Raw genomic sequence first — 16514 nt, forward strand, 5'->3', positions numbered from 1 at the left:
CGGGAAATTACGTTGGAGGAGGTGCTGCCTCCTGTGGCGGCTCTGCATGGAGCATTTCCGGCGCCGTTGCGAATAGATTTATCGGTATAAATTTAAACGTTGGAACAACGGCAACAAGTAATATCAACAACAATACAATAAAGAACTTTTCATGGTCATCATCCAGCGGTGCTACTACTTTGCCGGGTGTATGGTGTGGTATCTATGGTGCAGCCGGGAACCTTAATGTTGGATCTACTACAGGCAACACTATTGGTAATTCCGGCACCGGATCCGTTCAGGTTACCATTTCCACAAGCGGAGGTATAAGTTTTGGAATTGGCAATGCATCTGCATCTGCCATTAATATCTCAAACAATACCATCGGGTCTGTAACCGTACTGGGTTCATCAACATCCGTTTCTCATAGTTTTGTGGGTATTCAAAGCACAGGCGGCACAATGACCTTGAGCACAAACACAATTGGGAATACCGGCACCGCTAACAGCATCAACGCATCCACGGCCTCAACAAGCACTACGGCACAGCATGTGGCGGGAATTCTGTATTCCGGCACTTTGCCCGTCAGCATTACCAATAATGTTATTGCTAACCTGAACAACGCGTATGCAGGTACCGGCACTACTACGTTTTATGGACAAACCCGGGGCATTGTTGTTTCCGGCGGAACCCCAACTATTACTGGAAATACGGTGCGCGATCTGTACAATGCTTCGCCATATTTAGGAACCGCTAATCTTGCAGTGCTGATTGGAATCAGCCAGACTTCGACCACTGCGGGTTTGACAATGTCGAATAACACTATTTATGGGCTTTATAGCAGTGCCGGCACGGCAGCAGTTTATGTCACGGGTATCTATCAGAGCGGTGCTGCAACGGGTACAAATATCGTTGACGGGAATTTTATCCATAGCTTCTCACTTGCAACTACAGGTGCTGCTTATGTGACAGGCATCGAAGCAGCCGGTGGTCTTTCGACCTATTCAAACAATATGGTTCGTCTCGGTATAAAGCCCGATGGCACTGCGCTTAGTAATGCCGGCGGATTTTACCTGCGAGGATTTTATGTAAACAATGCCACGGTTTCCAACTTCTATTTCAACAGTATTTATATTGGAGGAACCACAGCAGGCGGCGCGTTGAATACATTCGCATTTTTGCAGAATGTTGCACCGGGAAGCGCATCAACCAATATTCAGAATAATATTTTTGCGAATGTTCGTACCGGCGGTACCGGAAAGCATTTCGCCTGCGTGTGGAAAACTGTTTCCAATAATGTTTCTGATTATAACCTGTATTATACGAATGGAGCAACCAGCTATTTTAGTGTTGACGGCGGAACCACCGTGCTTTCAACTCCCTATATGCAGAAATTACGTGAAGCATTCGGCTCACAGGAATTGCATTCAGGAATCGGTGACCCGAACTTTGTATCGCCTGCAACAGATGCTGCAACAGTAAGCCTTAAAGTTCAGGGAAATACTGCAGCTGAAGGTGCCGGTGTTGACATTAGCGGTATTACTGCCGACCGCGAAAATGATACGCGCAGCTCGCCTCCCGATATTGGTGCTGATGAAGGAAGTTATACCGCTGTTGATGTTTATACCCCGAACATTTCTTACACAAATCTGATTAATACCGGCTCAACATCAAACAGAACATTGTCGGGAGTTATAATAACAGACATCAGCAGCGGAGTGCCCACTGCAGGTGGCAATGTCCCACGGCTATGGTTCAGGAATCTTACAAAAGCAAGCTCATGGGCTTCTTCAGCCGGTACACTGAATTCAGGCAACGGGAATAACGGCTCTTGGAGCTTCACGATTGATTATTCCTTAATTGGTGGTACACCTTCACCCGGCGACCAGATACAATATTATGCTGTTGCACAGGATCAGGCCGGATCGCCATATGTCTGGTACAACCCTTTTACAGGAGCATCGCACAGTAATGTGAATACACAGACAACTGCCCCCACGACACCGGCTTCGTATTACATCTCACTTTCGGGAAGTGTCAGTGTGGGGAGTGGTCAGACTTATACAACACTCACGGCGAATGCGGCCACAGGTCTGTTTTATTGGATTAACCTTGTTGGGATGTCAGGCGATCTGACTGCCTTGGTGACCTCCGATATTACAGAACCCGGTACGGTTGCACTCAATCAGTGGGCAGAATACGACGGTAGTGGATATAAATTAAAGATACAACCATCAGCGGCGACAATCAGAACATTGTCAAATACCTACGCCGGTAGTCTGATACGGCTTGACGGCGCCGATCGCGTAACCTTCGACGGTAATTACGGTAGCAGCGGCCAGTACCTCAGGTTCAGAAATACTAATGGCTCGAATGCAACCTTTGCTTTTCTGAACGATGCGACGAACAACAATATCAAGAATTGCATTATAGAAAGTAATAATACCGGTGGAGGTTCAGGAACCATTCTATTTAGCACGAGCACCGGAATTGCCGGCAATGATAATAACACTATTTCGGGTTGCGATATTCGTGACAGAAGTGATGTTGCCGGTGTTCCTGCCAATGCAATTTATTCAACTGGAACTGCCGGCGCAACAAATTCTGACAATACTATTCTTAATAATACAATCCGCAATTTCACTACCACGGCATGTTATATTCCTAATTCCAATAATGGCGATAACTGGGTAATCGACGGGAATAATATTTATAATGAAGCAGCCCGCACCACAACACTTGCATGCGTATCTATTGTGGCAGGCAACAGCCATATCGTAAGGAATAATAATATCTATCAGACTGCAGGAACAAATTCCGGAGCGTTTACCGGTATTTCAATCACAAGTGGAGGCACCGGTTTTACAGTGAGTAATAACTTTATTGGTGGAAGTAGTACAGGCTGCGGAGGAAGTCCGATCACAAACAGCGGAGCTGTTTCCATTACCGGAATAAACATAGCGGCAGGAAATTCTCCTGTTACAGAAATTCAGGGCAATACGATTTCAAACTTGAATATGACAAGCACCGGTGCGTCAGCTTTTGTCGGGATTAACCTCTCTACAGGTGTCGCGAATATAGGAACTACAACAGCAAATACCATTGGCGGCAGCAGCACGGCGATCAGCTTTGCCGGTACAGGCGGCTTTTACGGTATTTTCGTGAATACTACCGGAGCCGGATCAGATATTTCAAAGAACCTTATTTCTAATATCACGGCATCGGCAGCCACGGCATTTAAAGGAATTTACGCGGTGGTCGGAACAGGCTCTGCCACTTCATTACAGAACAATACAATAAAAAGTATTACGATGAGCAGCGCCGGGGCAAGTTCATTCAAAGGCATTGATCTGGGAACAGGTATGTTCAATTGCGGTGGAATTACAGGCAATATTATCGGTGATGCATCATCAGCCAACAGTATCAATGTTTCTGGAACAGGCACTACCATTGGTATAAACAGTGTATCTGCAACATCTGCGTTGGTAATTTCAAATAACACTATTGCAAATCTTACGGCAAGTGGTACAGCGGCTACAGTTGCAGTTCGCGGTATCGTTCATAGTGCCAACTGTGCATTGACAATGAATGGAAATGCAATTTACAAACTTACAAGTGGTTCGGCAATACTCACAGCCGGCTCAACATCTGCAGTGCTCGGTATTGGAGTCACTTCAACAACCGCCCCGATTAATATTTCTCAAAATACGATTCACTCGCTGAACAGCACCGCTGCAGCTGCAGCTGTTTATGTTACAGGAATTTATCTGAGTGGTGCAGCCGGGGCAGGTAACTATATTTCGCGGAATTTTATTCACAGCCTGGGTGTTGTTTCCGGCGGTTCATCTTATATTTCAGCGATTGATATCGGTGCCGGAGCCAACACGGTTCACAATAATATGATCAGACTGGGCATTATGGATGACGGTACTGAAATACAGGGTGGACATACCATCAGGGGAATTTATAAAAATACAACGACCAACAATCTGTTTTATTACAACAGCGTTTACATTGGAGGCTCTGCGGTGACCGGCATTGCCAACACAAGCGCGTTCGCGAGAGTTCAAACCGGAACTGACGAATTAAAAAATAATATTTTTGTGAATAACCGCAGCAATGGTACCGGAACCGGAATTCACAGAGCTATCTACATTAACGCTACAACAACTTTTACCAGCAATTACAATATGTTGCAGGCAACCGGAACCGGCGGATATTGCGGCTTTGACGGTACCGTTGACAGAGATTTACTTACTGACTGGAGAACCGGTTCGGGGCAGGATGCGCAAAGTGTATACGGCGACCCGAAATTCATCAATGCTACCGGAAATGCCGGTGCCGTCAATCTCCACCTCAGCACTTCACTCGAAACACAAGCAGAAAGCGGCGGAACCAATGTTGCGATTATTGATGATTTTGATGCTGCCGGTTTACGCGCTTCGGGCAATTATCCCTTAGGCGGACAGTTGAATGGTGGAGGTACGGCTGTTGATATTGGCGCCGATGAAGGCGATTTCAAACCTCAGGATCTTACACCTCCCGTAATTGCATATACGGCATTAGCGCATCAGACTACTTTTACCGCGCCTGTTTTATCGGGTGTTTCAATTACTGATGCCGGTACAGGTGTGAATGTTACATCAGGTACGAATCCGAGAATTTATTATAAACGAAGTTCGGATGCAAACACCTATAATGATAACTCAAGTGTTACTGATGGCTGGAAATGGGTGGAGACCGCAAGCGGTGGTACGCCTTTTAGTTTTACAATCGATTACTCAAAATTGAACGGAGGGGCTGTCGGCCTCGAAGGGGCCGTGATACAATACTTCATTGTGGCTCAGGACAACGCTACGGTTCCCAATGTGCAGATCAATTCCGGAACATTTAATACTGCCGCTGCAAGTGTTGCACTTGTGGCAGGTAACTTCCCGCTTACGGGCACTATCAACAGCTACGTAATAAAGATTTTCAATGGCACATATACAGTGGGCACCGGGGGGACTGCACCCACTCTTACCAATAACGGCGGCTTTTTCCAGATGATAAATACAGGTTCCCTTTCGGGAAATGTAACCATCAATGTTATCAGCGATCTTACGGAAGACGGCACAAATGCTTTGAATCAATGGGCAGAATCTGGTGGCGGCGGCTATTCCGTCAAGATTATTCCGAATAGTTCAACAGAACGTCTGATTTCAGGAGCAGTTGCCAATGCCATGATTCGTATCGACGGTGCGGATAGAGTGACATTTGACGGGCAGTACAGCGGCGATGGTTTGAAACATCTGAGGATAAGAAATACCAATACGGCGAATGCTACTTTCAGCTTTAGTAACGATGCTTCCGGCAATGCTATTCAAAACTGCTGGGTGGAAAGCGCAAACACAAGTACTGCCGGTGGTGCAATAATTATTGGTACCACAATAGGAGCCACCGGAAATGACAATATCACCATAAAGAATAACAAAATTGGAAGTTATACAACAACGTATCCGGCGAACTGCATCTATTCTCAAGGGACAAGCGCCAAAGTAAATAACGATAACTCTATCGAAGGAAATGAATTTTTCAACTTTAGTAATATCGGAATCTATATTGCGAGTTCCGGATACGGAAATGGCAGTAACTGGGTGATAAAGAATAATTCATTATACAACACAGTCGGAACTTTTGCAACGGTGAAAGGAATATCTTTTGATGCAGGACCTAATTCTGATAACAACCTTATTGAAGGTAATTATATTGGTGGTTCAGCTGCATCCTGCGGCGGCGGCGTATGGACCAACACCCTGGCCGGCTCTTTCTCCGGCATTTATTTAAATGTTGGAGAATCTTCGGTTTCAACAGTGCAGAACAATGTTGTTCAAAATTTGCTGTTCAGCGCTTCAACAAGCGGTGTTGATGTATGGGGCATCAATGTTGTTGCGGGTTCTGTAAATGTCGATAATAACACTATCGGCCATTCAACTACTGCCAGCAGTATCCAGAATAACGGACAATGGACCACGGCCGGAATTGTGAATCAGGGCGATGGCGTTGTGAATATACGTAATAACATGGTTGCAAACTTGAACGGGAACAATGCCGGAACAAGTGTGCATGTTGCGGGTATTTATTCCGATAACGGAAAAACCATCTGTAATATTACGGGCAACACAGTCAAGAGCCTATTCACCTTGTCAACTGCTACAACCGCCGGCAGTACTATCGCGACAGCCGCATCCGTAGTCGGAATTTCTGATGTGGCGCTGTATTCAAATACTGTTCAGAATATTTTAAATAATACAATCTCCAATCTGGTCAACAATCAAACCACTGCGACTGCAGTGACTCTTTACGGCATAGAGTGTAAAGGAAATGGAAATGTTGGTACTGATATCAGTTTTATTGATGGCAATTTTATTCACAGTCTCGAAGCAAATGCTTCCAACACTTCGGCGATTATCACGGGCATTTATTCGAAAGCCAGCTGGATCAATACGATTATTACTAATAATATGATACGGCTGGGAATTAAAAATGACGGTTCATCACTCACACAATCTATAGCAATTAATGGTATTGTTAAAGAACATGTTTATCCGCTCAAAATGTATCACAACAGCATTTATATTGGTGGAACAGCTGTTGTGAGCGGGGCTGTGAATACTTATTGCTTTAACAGGATAACGGCTCCGACAAGTTATTATGACGACTACAGAGATAATATTTTGGTGAACAACCGGTCCAATACCTCCGGTACGGGCAAGCATTATTCATTAAGACTGGTCAACTTAACTTACATTACAGCTTGCGATTACAATATTTTCCAGTCGTCAGGAACAGGTGGCACTCTCGGTCTGGTCAATACTACTGACTATTTTGATATTCCAACATGGCAAACAGGAACCGGTTTAGATGCACATAGTGGGCAAGCTGATCCTGTATTCGTTAATCCTACCGGCAATGCTGCTGCTGTTGACCTTCATTTGCAAACGAATAATCCATGCGAAGGAGCAGGAATAAGTATTGCCTCGGTTACCAGAGATTTTGACGGGCAAACACGTGCATCTTATACTCCTGTTGATATTGGAGCTGATTGTGGTAGCTTCACATTCATTGATAACAGTGCTCCTGTTATTACTTTTACACCGCTTGCAAATGCCACTGACCTAAACAACCGCACACTTTCAAACGTAAATATTTATGATTACAGCACGGGAATTCCAACAAGCGGTTCACTCAGACCAAGAATTTGGTACCGCGATTTTTCAAAAAGTTCGGCGTGGGTAAGCAAGGGTGGAACCTTGACCGCCGGAACTTCAATAAATGGAACGTGGTCATTTGATATAGATTACTCCCTGTTAGGTTTGGGAAGCCTTTCGGGTGACAGCATCGAGTATTATATTGTTGCTCAAGATCAGGCTGCAACGCCTAATATTGGTTATAACCATACTGCAGTACATTCAGATGTAAATACACAAACGAGCGCTCCATCAATCCCAAATGGTTATTTGATAACTCTGTATAGCGGGTCATATAATGTAGGTTCTGGCGAACGTTTTCTTACACTTACCGGTACCGCAGGCTTTTTTAGATGCATCAACACAGGCACTGTAATTGGTGATATTGTACTTAATATAACATCGGATATCACTGAACCAGGCACTTATGCATTAAACCAGTGGAGTGAGAGCCCTTCTGGCAGTAATTATAAAATCACAATTCAGCCAAACGGCAACACCGTACGCACATTGAGCGGTAATTATAACGGTGCGAGTGCCGCTGTTGCGGGACTTTTCAGAATCGATGGAGCTGACAGAGTGACCATAGATGGACGGGACCCGGGTAACTTGGCCGGAGGCGGGCAGTACATTACTTTTAGAAATACCAGCACTGCGGCTTCTTCTAATTATAATTCGTGTTTTACTTTTATAAATGATGCTACGCTGAATACTATAAAGTATTGTGTTCTTGAAGGCTCATCAGTGGGACTGAGTTGTGGTGTCGTCCTTTTCTCTACGGCCGCATCTGGGTCATCAGGTAATAGCAGCAATGTAATTGATAATTGCCAGGTGAAACCGGCCGGCGCAAACCTTCCTGTGAATGCTATCGCATCTGTGGGTAGCAATACTGTTCCAAATCTCAATAATACAATCTCCAATAATTATATTTATAATTTCTTCTCGGCGACATCAGCAACTGCAGGTATTAAAATTGGTTCAGGCTCTGCAGATATCAGCAATGCCTTCTGGACAATTTCCGGAAACAGTTTCTATCAGACATCTACACGCACCATGACTGCTGCAACCGGCGAATACCGTGTGATATACATTTATGCCGGCGGAACCAGCGGATATGTAATTACCAATAACTGGATAGGAGGGACCACGGCAAAATGTGGTGGCACTGCCTGGATTCAGTCAGCAGCAGCTATTGCTGATAATTTCAATGGCATGTGGCTCTATGGTGGAGGCACCGCACCTTCATTCAGTGTTCAGGGTAATTTTATTAAGAATATTTCATTTACATCAACCGGCGCATCAACCGCGTCAACCGGCATTCGAGTTGAGTCAGGTTCGGCTAATATTGGTACTGCAGCTGGAAATGTAATCGGCGGTGCAACGGGCAAGGATTCGATTAGTTTTAGCACTGTCGGTGGACGTTTCGATGGAATCTATTGCAATACCAGCAGTGCCCTGAACATAAGAAATAACAGCATCGGTGCTGTTACTCTTGGTGGAACGGGCGCCGGCAGCTCCTTCGATGGTATTTTTGTTGATGGAGCCGCTCCCTCATCTCTTACTATCGATAATAATGTTATCGGGAGTACAAGCACGTTAAATAGTATTGAAAACGCTATCAACACCGGCTTTACGATAGGTATCCGGTTTTATCATGCTACTACCACCCAGACAGTGACAATCAGTAATAATACGGTAAAAAACCTGTTTCTGAATACTTCCGGAACTTCGGCCCGTATGGCAGGTATTCATACTACAGCTGGTTCGGTTACCATCAGTGGAAACACAATCAGCAACCTGAGTACTATTTCACAGAATGTGGGAACCGGTTCTTCACAAGTGATTATTGGAATTTATACGAATACGAATGCTGCAAGCCAAACCGCAACCATTAGCGGCAATAATATCAATACATTCAGGTTCTGCCCCGGCGGTCTTGGTTCAGTTGCCGTTAAGTTTTCAGGAATCTACTATGAAGGTACATCTACGGCCACCAACATCATAAAAAATAATTCCATCCACAGTTATTATATTTTCTCAAATAACATTGCTGTGGAAGGTAAGGGCATTGAAATTGCTTCCGGAAATGTAGCCGTTCAAAATAATATGATTCGTTTGGGAATTGACCATCTGGGAAATCCCTGCGGTTACTACCCGATTTTCACCGGAATTCTTGATGCATCAACAACTGCTAACAGCATTCAGTTCAATTCAGTTTTGATTACAGGTGCCGGCCCCGATGCAGTGCAGGTCGCAACTTCCTTTGCTTATCGCCGCACCGCAGCCAGTGGCGCTGATGATATTCGTAATAATATTTTTGCAAATAATCGCACAGGAGGCGCCAGTGGCTCAAAACACTATTCCTGTGTTAGCAACACACTTACCGGTATTACCTCAATGGATTACAATATTTATTTTTCTAACGACGGAAACCTGTTTTCAATTGATGGCGGCACTACCTCTTACGCCGATCCTAAGTTGCAGCGGCTGCGGGCGGCCATAAGCGGACAAAACCTGCATTCCGGAATCGGTACAATGGCATTAATCAATTTTGTTGCACCTTCCGGCGATGCTTCCACTGTGGATTTGCATTTAAATACACCTACATGTGCCTCGGGCGCTGGTTATACAATACCCGGAATTACAACGGACTTTGATGGAGCTACCCGTAACAATCCTCCGGATATTGGTGCTGATGAAGGTGCGTTTACTGCGCTGGATGCAACAACAGACATTTACACTCCCATTATTTCCTTCACCAATATTCCCGATAACTTTTCTTATACAACATACAGTTTCAATGATATTACTGTTACTGATGCCGGGACAGGAGTTGCAAATTCCGGCGGCAATGCTCCGCATATCTGGTTCAGAAATTCAACGAGCACGAGTAACTGGATCGGGACAGAAGGCACATTCAATGTCGGTACCGGCAAATGGGATTTTGTAATCGATTACAGTTTACTTACGCCTTCCGGTTTAGTATCAATGGCAGTGAATACAATACAATATTATGTAACAGCTCAGGATAAGGCAACATCACAAAATGTATGGTACCAATCATTTGATGCCACGTCGCCCACGCATTCTGATGTGAACACTCAAACTATCACACCTGTTACACCGCTTACCTATAACGTCCTGCCGGCGTTTTCCGGAACCATCAATGTGGGTCCTTCTGAAAGTCCTTACAAAACATTTACGCGAACTGCCGATGGGATTTTCAAAGGTTTGAATGCCGGTGTACTTTCAGGTAATCTCACTATTCTGGTTACGGGAGATATTACCACAGAAGATGGAGCTAATGCACTGAATCAGGTTACCGAATCGGGTGGTGGCGGATATACAATCACCGTTCAACCTTCGGGGGGCGTTAGTCGCGCTGTTTCCGGCACAAATGCAACATCTCTTTTCACTATGAACGGCTGTGACCGCGTAATATGGGATGGAATCGATGCCGGTGAAAAACTTACTTTTTCCAATACAGGTGCCGGAGCTACATGGACTATTCAGAACGATGCCACTGACCTGAAATTCAAATACCTCAACATAAAAGGCGTAAACACTGTTGCAGCAAGTGGTGTTGTTGTTTTCGGCGCCACGACAGGCTCTTCAGGCAATGATAATATTTCGTTCAGAAATTGCGATATTCATGATGGCGCTTCCACACCGCGAAATCTAATTTATTGCGCCGGTACTGCTGCAAAAGAGAATAGCAATGATACCATCGACAATTGCAATCTGTACAATTTCTTTGAGGGAACATCCGGAACATCGTGCGGAATACTTCTGGCTTCAAATAATACCGACTGGCAAATTAGCAACAACAGACTGTATCAAACCACTGCCAGAGTATTTACAGTAACAACACAAAAATATTACCCGATTTCAATAATCGGTGGGAATAATTACCTCGTGAAAGGCAATATTATCGGTTATGGTTCATCTACTCAAACAGGCACTACAACCATAAGCGGTCAGTCGGGCATGATACGAGGAATTCACCTGAATGTAGGCACGGCTACACCTTCATCTGTGCAGGATAATACCATAGCAGGCATAACACACAGTTCATCGCGCAGCGTGGTAACCGCAGGAGAGAATTTCTTTATAGGAATTTTTGCTGAGGCAGGCAGAGTGGATATTGGCAATGTTAACCCGAATAAAATTGGTGTGGCTTCCGGTACCGGTGCCCTTACCCTCAGCTCAACAGCAACCACAGCTGCCGCAACTCTGCCGGCAGTGGGTATTCTAAATGCCGGAACTGCGAGTAATACTATTTACGGGAATACTCTCGAGAATATATCTGTTGCCGTCGCAAATATTTATTGTCCCGGATGGATAGGCATAAAATCCGAATCATCGGGCAGTACAACAATCAGCAACAATACCATCGGCGGAACAGCCACGAATAGTATTTTAATTTCAGCCTCGGCGGCGATGACTTCGCTCCAGAATATCGGGATTAGCACAACGTCTGGGATAAACACGATTTCCGGAAATACGCTGCGAAACCTGTCTTCAAGCGGTGTCAACAATACAGGAACCGGAAGCACTGCTTCAGTTGCCGGAATATTACAGGTGTCTGCAACTGCAGGTCAGGTTATAAGTGGAAATACAATGTATACATTGGCAAACACGGGCGTAACAGCCAATCAACTTGGTGTATGTGGCATTGTGAATAGTGGCGCAAATACCGGTACAAACAGTATTTCGGGTAATTTTATTCAAAGCCTGAACATCGCTTCTACAAACACGGCATCAACTGTAAAGGGTATGCTAATCAGCGCGGGCGCCTTCACAATTGCCAATAATATGATCAGACTCGGCATTGATGCAGCAGGTGCATCCATTACCAGCGCTTGCACAATGTACGGCATAGAAAAAGCAGCTGCCGCAAATGATAATTTTTATTTCAATAGCGTGTATATCGGTGGCAGCGGACTTTCAACTGCTGCGACGACCTACTCCGGTGCTTTTGTCCGCACATCATCACCATCTTCAGGCAGCGATGATGTTCGTAATAATATTTTTGTGAATGCACGTTCAAGCAGCGGAGGCAGCACACAGAAACATTATGCCTGTGTGCTCAATGCGAAATCGGCCATCAGCTGCGATTATAATATCTATAATGCATCCGGCACCAATGGTGTATTGTTCTACGTGCCTGCAACTGCTTACACAACACTTCAGGCGTGGCGGGCGCTTACCGCAAATACCGACCTGCATTCTGGTGTGGCAACAATTTCACAGGTGAATTTTGCAAATCCGGGCGGAAATGCTTCCTCGGCAAACCTTCACCTGAATGATCCGAATTCTGCATCAGATGCCGGTATTGCTATTTCATCTGTGACAACTGACTTTGATGGTGCCACACGCAACGACCCACCTGAGATTGGTGCTGACGAGTCAAATTTTGCAGCACTTGATGCAACAACCGATATTTATTCGCCAACGTTCGCGTATACGGCTTTGCCACCCCAGGGTATTTGCGCAACGCCTCCAACGGTAACAATTACAGTAACCGATGTTGGCACGGGGCTTTCAACTTCGGTAAATCAACCACGGATGTTTGTTCGCAAATCAACCGGGTCTGCTCCGGGTACAGCATGGGCAAGCGGACAGTCATTTACAGGTTCCTTTGTTTCAGGCACGGCAAACAGCAGCGTATGGACTTTCACAATGGATTATGCAGCACTGGGTATAACACCCGCTAACAATGATGAGTTTGAATACTACTTCACTGCCGCCGACCGCGCCACAACACCCAATATCTGGTACTCTACGTTCAATGCAACATCACCCATTCATACTGATGCAGCAACCTTCTCAACGCCACAGGCAGGCACATTCACTATGGGCACCAACAGGTATAAAATAATGAGCGGGTTGTCAGGAACAGTAACTTTAGGAACCACCGGAACTTACACAACTTTTAATGGAAGCTCGTCATCGGCCTTCTTCTATGATCTTGCAAATAAAGGAATCTCCGGGAATCTGTTTGTGGATTTGGTTGGCGATGCTGTTGAAGGCGCTAACTATTATCCCATGTCGGCACCAACCGAATTATGCGGAACTAATTATACAATCACAATTCGACCCGAACAATCCACGGCAACTGTGCGGACTATATATTCCAACAGCTCCGCAAGCAATGCGCTGATTGAACTGTCTGCCGTAAAACGATTGGTAATCGACGGACGGGTCAGCGGAAGCGGCCGCTATCTGTTGTTCAGGCAGGGAAGCACATCCGGTTCTTACATTCCTTCAACATTCTATATCGGGACCGGCTGTCAGGATATCACCGTAAAGTATTGCAATATTCAGGGGAATAATTTCCAGGATGTAAGTGCAACAAATTACAGCGGACCGGGCGTAGTCAATTTTGCCTGTTTCTCCGGCGGCAGCTCTGCTATTTCAAATATTGCATTTGATAATAATATTATCAGAAATAGTACTGCAACCTCCGGTAATCCTGTTGTTGCTGTTAATCTCGGAATTTACAATTCAACATCGGCAACTTTAAATAATATCAGTATAAGCAACAATGAAATATTCGGATTTTCACGAAGTGCCGTATATGGCGAACAAACTTCTGCAAATGGTCGGATATACAATGCAATAAGCATAACGGGGAATTCGATCTATCAGCCGAGTACTCCCACATTAAATCCTTATCCCGTTTATCTTCAGGATGGTGCTGTCGGAGCGAGTGGAAAGCATGTGATTACCGATAATCTCATCGGCGGTAATGCCTCACCTGTTGGGGGCATTATTCAGGGTACCTGGACCAATGCGGCAAACTGCGAATTCTGGGGTATCTATCTGAGCACCGGCGGTGCAACTGCATCAGATACATCTGTAATAGCTCGAAATACGGTTGCAAACATTAGCTTATCGGGTACCGGAAATGTGTCTTTCATTGGAATATTATGCGATGGAGGTAGAGTAAACATACGGAATAATACAATTGGGAATCCTTCGTCTGTAAATAATATTGTGAACTCCGGTGGTGGAAGCAATTTATATACAGGTGATATGTTCGGAATATGGTCGCTCTCATACCTTGATATGAATATTACCGGAAATCAGGTTGGTGGATTGACAACAGATAATCCCTATTCATACCTTCATGCTATTGCACATGGCGCTAATGTTACCTATCGGTCGGTATCATATACAGCACCGGGCGGAAAAGTAAATGTATCTGATAATGTGGTCAGAAATTGCCGCTCCGGCAGCGCACTTCAAAGCTATTCAATCAGTCCGGAAGGATTTATCGGGCTGTATTGCTGGTCCGATCAGGCCGGAAATATAATCGAGAATAACTGGATTCGGAATTGCGGATCAGGAAATTCGGCGTATAATTGTAACGTCAGGTTTCATGGCATATACGTTGGAGTGTTCGGAGAACCATCAGCAGAATCCGGAATTATCAGCCGAAATAAAGTGTCTAATATTTTCAATAATAATGCAGGCGATAACACCGGTACGATTAATCCTGTAATTTATGGGATGACCATTGCTGACGGAAACTGGACCGTCAGTAACAATCAGGTATTCATTAATAATGGTGATGAAAGTGGAACGATAATAACCACGCGCAATACCTCAATATACGGCATTCTTGATGGTATGCTTTACAATCAGGCTGATTGTGAAGCAAGGTATTTCAATAATACAATCGTGATAGACGGAACAAATGCCGGTTCGAATGGTAGCTACGCCTTTTTGAGATTTCCTGTAGACTATAATCTTATTAGTGTTACCAAAGGTGCTCCAATTTCTTTAATGAATAACTGCTTTCTTAATAACAGAACCGGAGGAACCGGTGTAAACAGAGCAATTGGCAATATCGCCAGTAATAATTCCGATGCTGCAACCAACTGGGCCGCCAATGCTTCAAATTATAATTTTCTGGCCTCCTCAAATGCAAATACAGTGGGCCGTTGGGGTGTAAGCGGTGGCGATTACTCGTTTGCCGATTGGAAAAGCAATTTTAACCAGGACAACAACTCATGGTCCGTACAGCTTGCCGCTTCTTCAAATAACGTTCAACTGAACCATACTGATTTGTTCGTGAACTCTTCAGGTACTGGAATTGCGAATCTGAACATTAATACCACATCGCAAACTTGCTGGTTTGTCAACGGGAAAGGCATTGCAGGCGCTGGTATTGGCGGTCTTGCCACTGATTATGCCGGTGGTGTACGAAGTACTACATACGGTATCGGTATCGATATTGGTGCCGATGAATTCAACCCTGATGCCGGAGTACTTCCGCATGCCATCACGGCAACGCCTTCGTCAGGCGGAACCAATACATTTACCTTCGCCGGAAGGCAACTCGGTTCCATCACATGGGGAAATGCTGGAACTGTTCCTTCTTCAATCGCAATGCGGTATTACAGTGGCGACTATCCAACGGGTATGCCCGGCGCCATGAAGAAAATGAACGTTTATACTAATATCACCGAAACAGGCGGAAGCGGCTTCACCTATGATGTCACGCTGAACTATGATGAAGCATTGCTTGGCACAATTGTGAGTTTGCCCCTGGGCGAAGGCAATATGCGTTTCATTAAAACTGTCAATGGTGCATGGGCACCTATCGCAAGTCAGGTGGTGAATACCACCGCTAATAGTATGTCGGCTACAGGGCTTGCTTCTTTCAGCGATTTTGCCGGAGCCGATGATGTTACGCCGCTGCCGGTTGAGCTGCTTTTCTTTACAGGAAAATGCACCGGACACTCTGCTGTGCTTACCTGGGCTACGGCTTCAGAAACCAATAATGATTTCTTTACCCTTGAACGCAGCATTGATACGAAGGAATGGACTGAAATATCCAGAATTGCCGGTGCCGGCAACAGTAATACAATTACTCATTACAACAGTGAAGATGATTTCAATCCGGAATCAACGGTATACTATCGTTTGCGGCAAACCGATTACGACGGTCATTCCAAAGAAATCGGAATACTTGCACTCAACTGCAGTGATAATTCTGCAGATGCATTTGACGTATATCCGAATCCATTTACCGATAATATTTTCTGCACATGGAATGAAAATAATGAGAACATTGCGATACGGTTATTTAACGCGGAAGGTATTAAAGTATATGAGAAGTCATGTGCATCAGGCGAATTGAAGCATCAGCTATTAATTGAATTGCCGGGCCTTGCAAGCGGTTTCTATACCCTGGAATATCACGCGGGAAATACATTGGTTCATAAAAAACTGGTGAAGAATTAATTTCAGCGAACGATTGATTTGACTTGAATCACATACGTTGATGTTAATCCG

Annotated in this window: 1 protein-coding gene; it reads left to right on the forward strand. The window is 44.8% G+C overall.

The features are described 5' to 3' along the window. The first annotated feature begins 179 nt into the window (after positions 1-179). Positions 180-16463 carry a T9SS type A sorting domain-containing protein gene (locus tag WCM76_10020; GenBank protein MEI6765967.1) on the forward strand — a complete coding sequence of 5428 codons (16284 nt, stop codon included), beginning with the start codon at positions 180-182 and terminating at the stop codon, positions 16461-16463. Positions 16464-16514 lie beyond the last annotated feature (51 nt).

The organism is Bacteroidota bacterium (genome assembly GCA_037133915.1).
In the GTDB taxonomy this organism is placed as follows: Bacteria; Bacteroidota; Bacteroidia; order Bacteroidales; family CAIWKO01; genus JBAXND01.